The 14339-nt window shown below is 34.5% G+C and carries 14 protein-coding genes, 2 tRNA genes and 2 rRNA genes (1 of these 18 cut by a window edge); 1 reads left to right on the top strand and 17 read right to left on the bottom strand.

Annotation, left to right across the window (positions count from 1 at the left end; all coding sequences use genetic code 11):
• Positions 1-33: 33 nt before the first annotated feature.
• The 3 genes from bsdE14_RS10225 to bsdE14_RS10215 all read right to left on the bottom strand — a co-directional run bounded on the left by bsdE14_RS10225 (position 34) and on the right by bsdE14_RS10215 (position 2752).
• A complete protein-coding gene (locus bsdE14_RS10225) occupies positions 34-156 on the bottom strand; it encodes a hypothetical protein (RefSeq protein ID WP_264849824.1) in 123 nt (40 codons plus the stop codon).
• A 317-nt stretch (positions 157-473) separates the two neighbouring features.
• Entirely contained in the window at positions 474-2156 is a 1683-nt protein-coding gene (locus bsdE14_RS10220) for a sensor histidine kinase (protein ID WP_264849823.1), read from the bottom strand.
• Between the two features lie 152 nt (positions 2157-2308).
• Positions 2309-2752 (bottom strand): MarR family winged helix-turn-helix transcriptional regulator, encoded by a 444-nt coding sequence (locus bsdE14_RS10215; protein WP_264849822.1) that lies wholly within the window; start codon positions 2750-2752, stop codon positions 2309-2311.
• A gap of 205 nt (positions 2753-2957) precedes the next feature.
• Here bsdE14_RS10215 and bsdE14_RS10210 point away from each other — a divergent pair, with 205 nt between their 5' ends.
• Positions 2958-3503, top strand: a complete 546-nt coding sequence (locus bsdE14_RS10210; RefSeq protein ID WP_264849821.1) for a glutathione peroxidase — start codon at positions 2958-2960, stop codon at positions 3501-3503.
• A 135-nt stretch (positions 3504-3638) separates the two neighbouring features.
• On the opposite strand, the gene bsdE14_RS10205 is transcribed toward bsdE14_RS10210, so the two are convergent.
• From bsdE14_RS10205 to bsdE14_RS10140, 14 genes are all read right to left on the bottom strand, one after another.
• Positions 3639-4883: a DUF1015 domain-containing protein gene (locus bsdE14_RS10205; RefSeq protein WP_264849820.1), complete on the bottom strand. Its 1245-nt coding sequence runs from the start codon at positions 4881-4883 to the stop codon at positions 3639-3641.
• A 3-nt stretch (positions 4884-4886) separates the two neighbouring features.
• Positions 4887-5804: a D-2-hydroxyacid dehydrogenase gene (locus tag bsdE14_RS10200; protein ID WP_264849819.1), complete on the bottom strand. Its 918-nt coding sequence runs from the start codon at positions 5802-5804 to the stop codon at positions 4887-4889.
• Positions 5805-5980: 176 nt separating this feature from the next.
• On the bottom strand, positions 5981-7051 hold the full coding sequence (locus bsdE14_RS10195) for a pyridoxal-phosphate-dependent aminotransferase family protein (protein ID WP_264849818.1): 1071 nt from the start codon (positions 7049-7051) through the stop codon (positions 5981-5983).
• A 419-nt stretch (positions 7052-7470) separates the two neighbouring features.
• A complete protein-coding gene (locus tag bsdE14_RS10190) occupies positions 7471-7656 on the bottom strand; it encodes a hypothetical protein (RefSeq protein ID WP_264849817.1) in 186 nt (61 codons plus the stop codon).
• A 99-nt stretch (positions 7657-7755) separates the two neighbouring features.
• Positions 7756-9261 (bottom strand): carboxypeptidase M32, encoded by a 1506-nt coding sequence (locus tag bsdE14_RS10185; RefSeq protein ID WP_264849816.1) that lies wholly within the window; start codon positions 9259-9261, stop codon positions 7756-7758.
• A 22-nt stretch (positions 9262-9283) separates the two neighbouring features.
• A complete protein-coding gene (locus bsdE14_RS10180) occupies positions 9284-9442 on the bottom strand; it encodes a hypothetical protein (RefSeq protein ID WP_264849815.1) in 159 nt (52 codons plus the stop codon).
• A 17-nt stretch (positions 9443-9459) separates the two neighbouring features.
• Complete coding sequence (locus bsdE14_RS10175; RefSeq protein ID WP_264849814.1) at positions 9460-10236, bottom strand: EFR1 family ferrodoxin; 777 nt, start codon at positions 10234-10236, stop codon at positions 9460-9462.
• Between the two features lie 130 nt (positions 10237-10366).
• Positions 10367-11083 carry a beta/alpha barrel domain-containing protein gene (locus bsdE14_RS10170; RefSeq protein WP_264849813.1) on the bottom strand — a complete coding sequence of 239 codons (717 nt, stop codon included), beginning with the start codon at positions 11081-11083 and terminating at the stop codon, positions 10367-10369.
• 146 nt (positions 11084-11229) lie between these two features.
• Complete coding sequence (locus tag bsdE14_RS10165; RefSeq protein ID WP_264849812.1) at positions 11230-11742, bottom strand: NAD(+) diphosphatase; 513 nt, start codon at positions 11740-11742, stop codon at positions 11230-11232.
• A 110-nt stretch (positions 11743-11852) separates the two neighbouring features.
• A complete protein-coding gene (gene sfsA, locus bsdE14_RS10160) occupies positions 11853-12545 on the bottom strand; it encodes a DNA/RNA nuclease SfsA (RefSeq protein WP_264852256.1) in 693 nt (230 codons plus the stop codon).
• A gap of 165 nt (positions 12546-12710) precedes the next feature.
• Positions 12711-12794 (bottom strand) — tRNA-Leu (locus bsdE14_RS10155).
• 8 nt (positions 12795-12802) lie between these two features.
• Positions 12803-12877, bottom strand: a tRNA-Glu gene (locus bsdE14_RS10150).
• Positions 12878-12884: 7 nt separating this feature from the next.
• A 5S ribosomal RNA gene (gene rrf / locus bsdE14_RS10145) occupies positions 12885-13001 on the bottom strand.
• Between the two features lie 115 nt (positions 13002-13116).
• Positions 13117-14339: ribosomal RNA gene (locus tag bsdE14_RS10140) — 23S ribosomal RNA — on the bottom strand (it continues 1684 nt past the right edge of the window).

The raw sequence follows: 14339 nt of genomic DNA, 5'->3' as shown, positions 1-14339 counted from the left end.
TTTATAGATATGAATACTACTAAAAATATCTAACTACTCATTTTCATTTGAATTATATTTGTAAATTTCTACTAAGGCCTCTAATATCCTTATATAAAAGTCTATTTCATATTCTTCAATTTTTTCATCACTTATATCTTTATTCGTTTCATGCACTTTATTCAATCTCCCTGACATATAGACTTAGTAATTACAATGCAATTAATTGCAAAAAATAAGAACCACTTCGAGAATTACGAAGTGGTTCTTCAACACGAGGTCGTAATATACCTATTAATAGGCACACTACATATCCATTTTTTATATTAATGCTATGTAACTACTATAAATAAAATAACATAGTAGAAAAAGATTATCTTCACGTTTATAAATCAATTTTCTACACGGGTAGTATTCACATCCATGACTTCAGTATAACACTATATAATTATATAGCAAGAAATATATTTTAGACTCCTTATTTATACTTTCGATTATAGATATATATCTGAAAATTCAATGCTCATTCTTTCAACTTTTTTATCATCTAAATCATTGTTTATTGAAGTATGGCATAAACCTGATTCATCTTCAGCAGCAAGAATTTTTGCAGGAAGTATTATATCAAACTGAGTGTACTCGCCATATTCACTTTCTACAGTGATACTTCCTCCATGCATCTCTACTAATGATTTTACCAGAGCCAAACCAATTCCTGTTCCTTCACTTCTCCTTGAAAGTGATTTATCCACTTGTATAAATCTATCAAAAACACTATTTATCTTATCTTTCGGTATACCACTACCTGTATCTCTTACAGTAATATGTATACAATCTATTAGATCATGAATACTCACATCTATCCTTCCACCAGACTTGGTGAACTTTACTGCATTAGACAATAAATTTAATATCACTCTTTCAATTTTATCTGCATCAAATCCTAATATTTTTTCCTCTATATCTGTATCAAAAATAATCTCTATGCCTTTTTCTTTTACATACTCTGCTACAGATAGGGTAATATCTTCTACTACTTTCACAATATCATGATTGCACATATTTAATGTATAAAAACCAGAATCTATCTTTGTTATATCTAGTAAATTATTGATAAGTCGTAATAATCTATAACAATTCTGCTTCATTATACCTGTGTACTTCCTTATTGATGAAAGGTTGATATCTCCTTTTGTATCTGTGTACATACTTATTAATTGTAGTGAACTTAAAAGTATATTTAATGGGGTTCTTAGCTCATGAGACATATTAGAGAAAAATTCTGTTTTTAATTTATCATACTCTATAGTTCTCTCTAACAGCAGCTTGCTTTCTTCAATCCTTTTTTTATCTGTAAGATCCCTAATTGAAGATAGTATATTCAACTTGTTATTATACCAGAACCTTATTGATGTAGATTCAAAACTTTTAGATATACCCTGCTTAGTAATGAATTGATACTCTACTCTTGAAAATACTTCATCCTGAGATAAGAGATTTTCTACTCTTCGTTTAATAAGCTCATGGTTTTCTTTACTTACAACTTCGTCAAGCCTTTTTCCTACTAATTCTTTGGGATTATCATACCCTAACATTTTGGCATATGAGTCACTAACAAAGGAATATGTGATACCATCGTGAATACTTATACCATCTGGCAGTATATCAATTAGTTTTTTATATAGTTCTTTGCTCTCAAACAGTTTTTCTTGCAATTCCATTCTTTCTGACGTATCTCTAGTCGTAGTAACTCCACTCTCTACAGCAGCATTGTACTTTTTCTTCTCCATAGTTATATCTCTAAATACAAAAAACTCATACCAACAATTATTCAATTGCTTAACACTACGTCTTATATCTACATCAATTGTATTTGATTGAAAGTCTTTAATCTTATACTCACCTTCAACAACTTTAAAGGATTTATTAATAGAGTTACTAAGTACAACATCACTCTTTAACTGCAATAGTGATAATATCGATTTACCTAGTATAGCTCCATCATTACAATGCAGAAGTTTTCGTAATTCATCATTGGCAAAAACAACTTTGCCATCTCTCTGGACTAATATAGCATCGGGTAAAAAACTAAAACACTCATAATTTTTATTATCTATATAAGTTATATTTCCAATATCAGATAGTAACTCATCATCAATAGTAACTCCTCCGTACATCACCTTAGTCCTCCAGCATGCTAATTGTAAATTTTTATATTATATTTCAGTATTCTCCATAGTATCCAAAAATCCTTCTTTTTTAAGTTGTGAAAAATATTAGTTTACTCCTAATTAAAACACTGAAGAATGTTTTTTAATTTATGCAAACTCTACTTCTCGTTATCTATAATAGAAGTAAGTAGGCTATCCATCTGAGCCTTAGTTTTTATTAGATTTTCCATATCTAAGTTAATAGCCTTTAAAATACAATCTGGAATACTTTTAGCCTTTTCTTTAAGCTGGAACCCCTTTTCTGTTAAGCTTACATTTAATAATCGCTCATCTTCTAGGCTTCTTTTACGCATTACTAAACCCATGGACTCAAGCCTTTTTAGTAAGGGGGTTAGGGTTCCAGAATCAAGGTAAAGCTTTTTGCCTAAATCCTTTAGGCTTAGGGTCTCATTTTCCCATAGCACCAGCATTACTAAGTACTGAGGATAGGTGATATCTAATTCCTCTAAAAGCGGTCTATAAAGTTTGGTTATAGCTCTAGAGACAGCATAAACTGAAAAACACAATTGGTTTTCTAATTTTAATTTATCATAAGTACTCATATACTTAACACTCCTTTGTTATAAATGTTTCTATTATAAGCTTGCAGCATTTTTATATGCCCATTATAAAGGAAAAATAAATTTTGCACAATTGTTTTGTAAACTATGGATAATTACTATTGACAAATAGTTTTTATTTTGTTATATTAGATACATAAAATTAAATTGTGTACAATTAAATTCAAAATATCTAGGAGGTTATAATATGTCAGTATATGATTTTCAATTAAAAAATATTGATGGAGAGAATGTAAAGTTAGATCAATTTAAGGGAAAGGTTTTACTAATAGTAAATACAGCTAGCAAATGTGGCTTTACACCTCAATATGAAGGACTTGAAAAGCTCTATGAAGAGTTCAAGGATAAAGGAGTAGAAGTTTTAGGTTTTCCAAGCAATCAGTTTGCAGAGCAGGAGCCAGGAAGCAGTGATGAGATTAAGAATTTCTGCCAAATTAACTACGGGGTAAGTTTCCCATTATTTGAAAAGATCGATGTAAGAGGAGAAAGCGCTCATCCTCTATTTAAGTATTTAAGCGAATCAGTTCCATTTAAGGGCTTTGATTTAAATCATCCAATAGGAGCAAAGCTAACAGAGATTTTAAAAACTAACTTTCCAGAAATCTTAGAAGGCAACGGAGTTAAGTGGAACTTTACGAAGTTCTTAATAGATAAAGAAGGAAATATAGTAGATAGATTTGAACCAACTACTGAACCTAGCGTTATCGCTGAAAAAATAGCTAAATTGTTATAATAATATAATTTCTGCATAAAAAAGGAGCGGCTTTGGATGTTACTCCAAACCTACTCCTTTTTCCCCCTTTTGAATAAAAACCCTTTTACTTATCTCGTTAATGTTCCATTCTAATAAATCTATTTAGGAACACACTTATTTTAACTTATGAACAAACAAACCACTTCTAAGTTTTGGCTCAAACCAAGTTGACTTTGGAGGCATTACCTTTCCTGCATCTGCAATATCCATTAAATCTTCAATGGAAGTTGCATACATAGAGAAGGCTACCTTCATTCCATTTTCTACTCTTCTTTCAAGTTCTTTAAGTCCTCTTATTCCACCTATAAAATCAATTCTCTTATCCGTTCTAGGATCTTCTATCCCTAAAATTGGTCTTAGTAGGTTATTTTGAAGAATAGAAACGTCTAATCTATCAACAGGATCATTAGGGTTATAAGTTCCCTCTTTTGCAGCAAGTTCATACCATTGCCCTTCTAAATACATTCCGTAGGTATGCTTGCTAGAAGGTTTATATTGACCCTCACCTTCATATTTGCTTATATCAAATTTTTCCGCTACCTTAAGCATATATTCTTCGGTTGTAAAGCCATTTAAATCCTTAACAACCCTGTTATAGTCCATAACATAAAGTTCTTCGTCTGGGAATAGCACTGATAGGAAGTAATTGAACTCTTCTTCTCCAGTATATCCAGGATTTTGAGCTCTTCTCATTTGTCCTACCTTTACAGCAGATGCAGCCCTATGGTGTCCATCTGCAATGTATAGATAATCTACTCCACCAAATAATGAACATAAGCTGTCTATTACAGCATTGTCGTCAATTACCCAAACAACATGAGCAATTCCGTCTTCAGCAACAAAGTTATATACTGGTTCTTTTTTAGTCCATTCTTTAACTATATCACTTATTTCCTTTTTAGCTCTATAAGTCAAGAATATTGGACCAGTATTTGCGTTACAGTAATCAACGTGATTAATTCTGTCCTGTTCCTTATCTGCTCTAGTGTGTTCGTGCTTCTTTATTATATTGTTAATATACTCATCTACTGAAGCACATGCAACTATTCCAGTTTGAACTCTTCCGTCCATTATTTGTCTATATATATATAAATTTGGCTTCCCATCCTCTACTAATACACCATCATTAATCATCTTATCAAGATTTTCTCTTGCTTTTTCATAGACTCTCTTATCATAAAGGTCTATACTTCTATCTAAATCTACCTCTGGCTTATCTACATGCAAGAAGGAATAAGGATTACCCTTAACCATTTCTCTTGCTTCTTCGCTATTCATAACGTCATATGGAAGTGCTGCTACTTTATCAGCAAGTTCACTTGTAGGTCTTATACCTTTAAACGCTCTTACAACTGCCACAGTTTAGCCCTCCTTAAAGAATTCTTCTATTATGCTAACTATTTCTTCACCTATTCTTGTTTGAGCCTCTACTGTTGATGCTCCTATATGAGGTGTAGCTGATACTTTAGGATGGTTTACAAGCTCTTCATTCTTAGTTGGCTCTTCTGCAAATACATCTACTGCAGCTCCAGCTAATTTACCACTGTTTAAAGCTTCAAGTAAAGCTTCTTCACATACAACTCCGCCTCTAGCGCAATTGATTAAGTAAGCTCCATCCTTCATTATAGCAATTTGTTCTTTTCCTATTACTGCACCTTTGTTCTTATCATATGGAATATGAAGAGATACAAAATCTGCTTTCTTTAGAAGATCACTTAATTCAACAAATTCATATCTGTCAAAGCCTTCAGCCTTTCCCATTATATCTGTATAAATAATCTTCATTCCAAGAACTTCTGCTCTCTTAGCTAGTTCTCTTGATATTCTTCCAAAGCCTATTAAACCTAAAGTTTTTCCGCCTAGTTCAATACCTTCGTATTTTTTCTTGTCCCATTTACCCTGTCTCATGGAAACATTAGATATATGTATAAATCTAGCTAATGCAAACATATGAGCAAGAGCAAGCTCTGCAACAGAAGCACTGCTGGCATTTGGAGTGTTTGTTACTTTGATTCCATTTTCCATAGCATAAGCTACATCTATGTTATCTACTCCAACTCCACCACGAATAACAAGCTTAAGTCTTCCGCCTTCAACTGCTTTATCAATTATAGGCTTTCTTACTTTTGTAGCAGATCTAACTACAAGAACATCAAAGTTCTTTAGTTCTTCTCCTAAGACTTCTGGCTCATAGAACTGTTCTACGACTTCAAAGCCTTTGTTTTTAAGATCAACTATAGCTGATGCTTCCATGCCATCAGTTACTAGTACTCTTATCATATTTATTCCTCCTTTTTACTGAGAACACAGGGTAATGTACCCGTGCCTTTTATAACCCATAGATTATATGTTAAAATCATTAACGACTTTTACATCCTTTTGCATAGAAATGGAGAGGTTTATAAACGATTACAAACGCGTCTCCATTTCCTTATAGTTATTTACAAGTTTTATTATTAAAAGCCTAATATTTCATCAATGTTTTTAAGTACATCGTGAATATCTTCCATTGTGCAGTCTGCCATATGAGCTATTCTGAAAGTCTTATCCTTAAGCTTTCCATATCCATTGGATATTTGGAATCCTCTTTCTCCAAGCTTCTTGTTTAGGTCAGCTACATCTATATTTCTTGTGTTCTTTATATTTGTAAGAGTATTTGACATGTATCTTTCATCTGGGAATATTTCAAAGTGTTCTCTAGCCCATGCTCTTACAACTTCAGCCATTTCCTTATGTCTCTTAAATCTGTTCTCTATGCCTTCTTCAAGAATTCTATCTAATTGATAGTCTAAAGCATACATGTGTGATAAAGATGGTGTAGAAGGATATTGATAATCCTTTTTCTGTATGTATTCGTAAAGTGATAATAAATCTAAATACAATCCTCTATTTGGCACTTGTTTAGCTCTCTCAACAGCCTTTTGTGACATAGAACATGCTGCTATTCCTGGAGGCAATCCAAGCGCTTTTTGTGAAGATGTAATACAAATATCTACGCCTAATTTGTCAACTTCGATTTTAGTTCCACCCATTGAACTTACTGTATCTAAGCAGTAAACAACTTCTGGGTACTTCTTCATAACTTCAGCTATTTCTTCTACAGGGTTCATTAAACCTGTTGAAGTTTCGTTGTGAGTTATAGTTATAAGATCATATTTTCCTGTGGAAAGTACTTCATCAACTAATTCTGGAGTAGTAGGCTTGCCCCATTCTACTTCAAATAAGTCAGCAGGTACATTATTGGATTTAGCCATGTCATACCATCTATTTCCAAAAGCTCCTACTGAAAATATGGCAGCTCTTTTTGCTGTACATGAACGAACAGCACCTTCCATAAGACCACTACCTGAAGTAGTTGAAAGTAGAATTTCTTCTTTTGTATAAAATAATTGTCTAAGCTTATCGCTTATTCTTCTTTGAAGTGCAGATGCATCTTTACTTCTATGCCCAATCATTGGGGTTGCCATTTTTTCCAGAACGTCCGGTCTAACTTCTACCGGTCCTGGTATAAACAACTTCTTGTGCATAAACTATACCTCCAAACTATTATTAGTGACATAATAATTTCATCTTTTAAAATATTTGAATTTTTATCACCATTTATATTTTACCATTAACAAAAAAATTTCTCAACCGTAAATATTATTTCTTTTTATAATTATGCTATATTATTTGTACTTTTTTATAAAAAAAACACTTTTATTTAGTAAAGAGATTGCAATAATCTATTCTTTTACTATGCATATTATGTATATGCAAACCTATTTAGAGTCTTATTTATAAGCTATCATAATACATTTACCATTTTTAAAATTGCGACAATTGGCTTATATTTTGCATTCTAAAGCCTTTTTATCTTTATTGAGACATATAATTTACAACTAATTTTTATATACTTATTTTTCTGTTAGTCACCTCCTTTTAACGAATTATTTTCTATGGTACTTTAGTTTAAACTTATTGTACTCCAAATATTATTCATAATATTTTTTTTGCATTTTCCATCTGCATAGTAAGAACAACTATCGCAGCTTTGAATCCCGCCTGCTATATTAGCTTTAAATATTGGATTTGAAGGATTATACTCAGGACAAGCTTCTGCTATCCTGCTTTTTTCTTCTGATAAAAGCATACCGGCCGGCCTCCTTAAGCTTAGTAATAATAGTGTTCCACAAATTTTCACTTTTATCACAAAAAATGCCGACTAAAAATAATTAGCCAGCATTATTTATTACAAATTATATATCTTACTGTATTTATCATTTAGATAAGCAATAAAGTATTTAGCATTAAGTTCTTCCCCAGTAACATCCTTTATTAGTTTTGCTGGCTTATATACAGAACCATGTTTATGAATATTTTCTTTTAACCATTCTCTTATGTTGTTCAGGTTTCCATTCTCAATATCTTTATATAGATCCGGCATATCCTTAACCATCTTGTTTAAGAATTGTGCTCCATAAAGATTTCCTAATGCATAGCTTGGGAAGTATCCAAAGCTTCCATCAGACCAATGCATATCTTGCAGTACACCTTCAGCATCATTCCCAGGTTCTACTCCAAGATATTCCTTATACTTTTCATTCCAAATATGAGGCAAGTCTTCAACCTTTATTTCTCCATTTATTAGTGCCTTTTCTATTTCGTATCTAATAATTATATGAAGACTATAAGTAAGCTCATCTGCTTCTGTTCTTATTAAAGACGGCTCTACTACATTTATTCCTCTATAAAACTCTGTAAGTGGAATACCCTCAAACTGGCTGAACCTCTTTTGAACCTCTGGATAAAAGTACTTCCAAAATTCTATACTTCTTCCTATAATGTTTTCGTAAAATCTAGATTGAGATTCATGTATTCCCATGGACACACCTGTACCTAGCATTGTTCCAATTAACTCATCTGGAATGTTCTGTTCGTAAATTGCGTGTCCACCTTCATGTATACAGCTAAATAATGCACTTCTAAAATCATTGTCATAATAATGTGTAGTTATTCTAACATCCTTATTGCCAAAGTTTATAGTAAAGGGATGCGTACTCTCATCTAATCTTCCAGCTTCAAAATCATATCCCATAATGTTCAGTACATGTTTGCTAAAAGCTTCCTGATCTTCTTTAGAAAAGTTTTTCTTAAAAGGTTCTACATTAGGCTTTACATCACTATTCTTTATCTTATTAAGTAGTGTTACTATTGCATCTCTAAGCTCTCCAAAAACCTTATCAAGTTCTTTAACAGTTATTCCTGGTTCATAAAAGTCTAGCAGTGTATCATATTTATTTTCTTTAAATCCCCAGTATCCGATAAACTCTTTATTAAATGCCACCAATTTTTCAAGATATGGTTTAAAGATTTCAAAGTCTGACTTTTCTTTAGCTTCTTCCCATGCAGCTTCACCATTTGAAGCCAAAATAGTATATTCCTTATATTTATCCTCTGGTATTTTCTTTGTCTGTTCATAATTCTTTCTAGCGCTTTCTACCATGGATTTTGTTACATCATCTAACTCTTCTATCCCACTAAAGTAGTCAATAAATTCCTTCATAGTATCGGAAGTTTGAAGCTTATATGCTTCTCCTGAAAGATACCCCAGCATCTCCCCCCTATAAGGAATTGCCTTTTTAGGAATGCCTACTCTCATATCCCAATATAGTACTGCTACTGAATTATTAAGATACTCCAGCTTTTTGAGATACTCCTTAAACTCCCCTAGTTTAATATCATAGCCCTCTCTCATAAATATATCCCCCATTTCAAATTTATATAAGTGCAGATTCTGTCTCAGAGCAATATCTTGTTATCAAACATTTTCCTAAACTTCTAGGACACCTTCTACACATACAATCATCAGCTTTTCCATCACACTTCTTATCTAAAAACTCTGGACAATTTTTGCAATTATCTCCACCTACAGCCATTACATTTCTCTCCTTCCTTATCTTAAGTTTAATGCTTTTATCATACTCTTTTGTGTCTGCTTTATTTTCTTACCCTTATACCTAATTGCATTTTTAGGACATATATGAATACATCTTGTACACATCATACAATAAGTATGAAAAACAGCATGCCCATTTTCAAAGGTTATATTCTTATGAGGACAATTACGCAAACAAAGACCGCATTTAGTACACTCATCTGTTGAAGTAAGCTTTGTTGAAATCTTAGGCAGATACCTATTAAAGCTTTTTCCTGATATTTTGCCCATTGCAATTCTTATAAGAGATACACAATTCTTATATTGGTTTCCTTTGATAAATTCTGATGTTACCCTTGAAATTTTCTTTTCAGCTTCAGATAAATTTTTAGTTATCTTTTCTAGAGTTGGTTCTTTACCTACCCCGAAATAATAATTATTTGATATTTTAATATAGGTTTGTACCATTATAGTGTATCCTTTTTTCTCTAATACATCACTTATTATATCAGCAGCTGCAGCTGAATTCGCGCCTTGAGTTGAATAGACTATTGCTTTTATTCCCTGGCCTTCAGGCAATTTATCTATAAAGTCCATAACAAACTTAGGTGCTGCTTCTGCGTGCACTGGAGTTCCTATTACAATAAAATCATATCCTGCTATATCTATATTATCAGCTTTTTCCATGCTTTTTACTTCAACTACTATATCCTCTTTTTTAAAGTTATCTTTAAACTTATTTGCAGCCCATTTAGTGTTTCCTGTAGCACTAAAATAATATATTATTCCTTTCATCTGGCTTCCCCCATCACTTTTTTATACTTTAGCATGATTAATTAGTTTCCTTAATTTATATTATTTTTTTCATAGTTTTTATTCCATTATTACTCAAAAATAACTCTACCCTAAGATAGAGTTATCTTATCTACTCTTTTTCTTTTTCAACTGCTGATTCCTGGTTTATATCAACATTCTCTTCATATCTGTCTCTATATCCCAGCATAATTTCTTTAAGGATTTCTCCAGTAGTAGGCGGAGTATAGGTTATTGCGTTAGCTCCTGCATCTATTACTTCTTTAATGGTTTCATTAGTTGGACCACCGGTAGCTATTATGGGAAAATTAGGATGTTTTTCTCTTATCTTCCGAACAATCTCTGCAGTCCTCTTAGCTCCTGATACATTTAATATGGTTGCTCCAGCCTCAATTCTTGCATCTATATCCTCAAATTCAGATACTACAGTTACAATAATAGGTATATCAAGCGAATCTCTCATTCGACTGATAACCTCATTAGGAGTAGGATTATTTACAACTACACCCATGGCACCTTTAAATTCTGCATCTAAAGCTAAATTAATTACTCTCATTCCAGTAGTGATACCGCCTCCAACACCACAAAATACTGGCACATCCGCAGCAAGAACTAAAGCTTGAGTAATAACTGGTTGAGGTGTAAATGGGTAAACTGCTATAACCGCATCTGCATTAGTATTTTTTATGATAGCTACATCAGTAGTGAATAAAAAAGACTTCAACCTCTTACCAAATACTCTTATGCCACTAGCTTCTCTAATGACTCCTGGAAGCTCTATCATATGACTTCTTAAAGTTCCTTTTATTTCTGGTACATTCTTTGCCATAATTTCTCACCCACCAATTAATATTTAAGCAATACCCTCTGTGCTCACTTATTATTATATGATATCATTATAAAAATAATGTTTCATCCTTTTTCTGTAAACAAACTGTAAATTTACATGCATGGAGCCTTCATGTATGCCACTTATTAGATATTTCCATCTTCAGTAAAGCCCATCTCTTTTAATACTTTCCTCACTATTCTCTTCCCTATTTCATCTTCATTCATTTCATTTATAGCGTTATTTAAACAAACCCAATTTACCCATTCTACTTCAGATGATTTTGTTATTTCTCCCTCAACATAACGTGCCATAAACGTAAGCATTAGAATTTCTTTTGATTCTAGATATTCACTTCCTAAATATTGTACATCATCAATTGTTATACCTGTTTCTTCCTTAACTTCTCTATATACTGTGTCCTCTACAGATTCACCATTTGTTACATAGCCAGACACTAAAACCTTTGAGTCCTTAAAAGTATAGCTTTGTTTAAGCAGCAATATTTCATCGCCCTTAACTACAGCTACTATTATACAAGGCTTTGGAGTATCAAAGTACATTATATCATCTTCAGGGCAGTAGGGTATACTTCCTTCGTCCCAGCTATATTTATCTATCAGCTTTTTTCCACACTTAGGACAAAAAATATACTTCATAATCAACTCTACCTTTCTCTATATATAAATCTACACACTTTTATTGCTATTTTCTAAAAATCTTTATATATATATTATACATAATAATTGTGTATATAAAAATCATATTACTATAATCTTACTTCTACTCTTTTATCTAGTGTAATATAATCCACTCCAACCTTACAATCAAAAGCAAAAACATCAACACCATTCTCATAGGCATATCTTACTGCATCAGAAAAAGGTTTATCCATAGCCTCATGGGGAGTAAAATAATCCGCACCATCCAGCTGGATTAAAAACAACACCCCTGCTCTTCTTCCACTCATCACTACTTCTACCAACTCTAATAAATGCTTTCTTCCCCTTTCTGTAGGTGCATCAGGAAACATAGTTTTCCCATTTTCCTCAAGAGTTACTCCCTTCACCTCTAGGTAATATTCTCTCATTTCATCATCTGAAAGTTTAAAATCAAACCGGCTATTTCCAAAGGTCTTTTCTCTTTGTATATTTGTATATTTTTTTAAAGCTTCTATTTTTCCATTTCTTAATGCCTCTTCTACCACCTTATTAGGTGCTTGAGAATCTATGTTTATAAGTTTATCTCCCTTATAACCTGCAATTAAATCATATCTAGTTTTTCTTGAAGGATTGTTTTCCTCTCTAAGCACCACTGTAGTTCCTGGAATAAGGATTTCTCTACACCTTCCTGTATTAGGCACGTGAACCATTTCCTCTTTTCCATCAATGCTCACATAGCCCTGAAATCTATTAGGCCTCCTTATAAAAGGAACAAGCTTTATATTCTTATCTATTAACATTTCATCATCTCCAATTGAAAAGTTATTCACTTATCAACATATTTTATCAACATTATCCACAGAAATATGTCTATATTATATATCTTTTTGTGGATATATAGTATACAAATTAATATTTTATAAAAATAAAAAGCCTGGTTAGATATAAATCTATCCAGACTTTATTGGTGCAGATGAAGGGAGTCGAACCCCCACGCCGTAGGCGCTAGATCCTAAGTCTAGTGCGTCTGCCAATTCCGCCACATCTGCATATAAAATGGTGACTCCTAGGGGAATCGAACCCCTGTTACCACCGTGAAAGGGTGGTGTCTTAACCGCTTGACCAAGGAGCCAAATATAACCTGGCAGCGTCCTACTCTTCCACAGGGCCTCCCCTGCAGTACCATCGGCGCTAAGAAGCTTAACCTTCGTGTTCGGAATGGGAACGGGTGTTACCTTCTTGCCATTACCACCAGATACATGATTAGTCAAAATCTTCGATTTTGCTAACTAATCAGTACTCCTCAACTCTGTTGAGCGAGTTTCCTTTGAAAGAATGTTATTCTCTCAAGACTGAACAGATTAAGAATATTTGGTCAAGCCCTCGACCTATTAGTATCAGTCAGCTAAACACATTACTGCGCTTACACCCCTGACCTATCAACCTTGTGTTCTTCAAGGGGTCTTACTAGCTTACGCTATGGGAAATCTTATCTTGAGGTGGGCTTCACGCTTAGATGCTTTCAGCGTTTATCCCGTCCCGACATAGCTACCCAGCCGTGCTCCTGGCGGAACAACTGGTACACCAGAGGTCAGTCCATCCCGGTCCTCTCGTACTAAGGACAGCTCCTCTCAAATTTCCTACGCCCGCGACGGATAGGGACCGAACTGTCTCACGACGTTCTGAACCCAGCTCGCGTGCCGCTTTAATGGGCGAACAGCCCAACCCTTGGGACCTACTTCAGCCCCAGGATGCGACGAGCCGACATCGAGGTGCCAAACCTCCCCGTCGATGTGGACTCTTGGGGGAGATCAGCCTGTTATCCCCGAGGTAGCTTTTATCCGTTGAGCGATGGCCCTCCCACGAGGTACCACCGGATCACTAAGCCCGACTTTCGTCCCTGCTCCACTTGTGGGTGTCGCAGTCAGGCTCCCTTCTGCCTTTGCACTCTACGAGCAATTTCCAACTGCTCTGAGGGAACCTTTGGACGCCTCCGTTACATTTTAGGAGGCGACCGCCCCAGTCAAACTGCCCACCTAACAATGTCCCACGACCAGTTTCATGGACTGTGGTTAGAACTTCAGTACTGTCAGGGTGGTATCCCAAGGGTGACTCCATAGGAGCTGACGCCCCTACTTCTCAGTCTCCCACCTATCCTGTACAGACAATACCGAAATTCAATGCTAAGCTACAGTAAAGCTCTACGGGGTCTTTCCGTCCAATCGCGGGTAGCGAGCATCTTCACTCGCAATACAATTTCGCCGGATTTGTTGTTGAGACAGTGCCCAAGTCATTACGCCATTCGTGCGGGTCAGAACTTACCTGACAAGGAATTTCGCTACCTTAGGACCGTTATAGTTACGGCCGCCGTTTACTGGGGCTTAAGTTCATAGCTTCGCTTGCGCTAACTAGTCCCCTTAACCTTCCAGCACCGGGCAGGCGTCAGCCCCTATACATCAGCTTTCGCTTTAGCAGAGACCTGTGTTTTTGCTAAACAGTTGCTTGGGCCTATTCTCTGCGACCTACTTGCGTAGGCACCCCTTCTCCCGAAGTTACGGGGTCAATTTGCCGAGTTCCTTAACAACAATTCTTCC

Origin of the sequence: Clostridium omnivorum (assembly GCF_026012015.1) — a bacterium.
Classification (GTDB): domain Bacteria; phylum Bacillota; class Clostridia; order Clostridiales; family Clostridiaceae; genus Clostridium_AX; species Clostridium_AX omnivorum.
This window is presented reverse-complemented; position numbering and strand designations above follow the sequence as displayed.

Excerpts from the sequence above, each read along its gene's own strand:
- bsdE14_RS10220 (WP_264849823.1), bottom strand. The coding sequence starts at position 2,156 with ATGTACGGAGGAGTTACTATTGATGATGAGTTACTATCTGATATTGGA.
- bsdE14_RS10215 (WP_264849822.1), bottom strand. The coding sequence starts at position 2,752 with ATGAGTACTTATGATAAATTAAAATTAGAAAACCAATTGTGTTTTTCA.
- bsdE14_RS10210 (WP_264849821.1), top strand. The coding sequence starts at position 2,958 with ATGTCAGTATATGATTTTCAATTAAAAAATATTGATGGAGAGAATGTA.
- bsdE14_RS10200 (WP_264849819.1), bottom strand. The coding sequence starts at position 5,804 with ATGATAAGAGTACTAGTAACTGATGGCATGGAAGCATCAGCTATAGTT.
- bsdE14_RS10195 (WP_264849818.1), bottom strand. The coding sequence starts at position 7,051 with ATGCACAAGAAGTTGTTTATACCAGGACCGGTAGAAGTTAGACCGGAC.
- bsdE14_RS10190 (WP_264849817.1), bottom strand. The coding sequence starts at position 7,656 with ATGCTTTTATCAGAAGAAAAAAGCAGGATAGCAGAAGCTTGTCCTGAG.
- bsdE14_RS10185 (WP_264849816.1), bottom strand. The coding sequence starts at position 9,261 with ATGAGAGAGGGCTATGATATTAAACTAGGGGAGTTTAAGGAGTATCTC.
- bsdE14_RS10180 (WP_264849815.1), bottom strand. The coding sequence starts at position 9,442 with ATGGCTGTAGGTGGAGATAATTGCAAAAATTGTCCAGAGTTTTTAGAT.
- bsdE14_RS10175 (WP_264849814.1), bottom strand. The coding sequence starts at position 10,236 with ATGAAAGGAATAATATATTATTTTAGTGCTACAGGAAACACTAAATGG.
- bsdE14_RS10170 (WP_264849813.1), bottom strand. The coding sequence starts at position 11,083 with ATGGCAAAGAATGTACCAGAAATAAAAGGAACTTTAAGAAGTCATATG.
- bsdE14_RS10165 (WP_264849812.1), bottom strand. The coding sequence starts at position 11,742 with ATGAAGTATATTTTTTGTCCTAAGTGTGGAAAAAAGCTGATAGATAAA.
- sfsA (WP_264852256.1), bottom strand. The coding sequence starts at position 12,545 with ATGTTAATAGATAAGAATATAAAGCTTGTTCCTTTTATAAGGAGGCCT.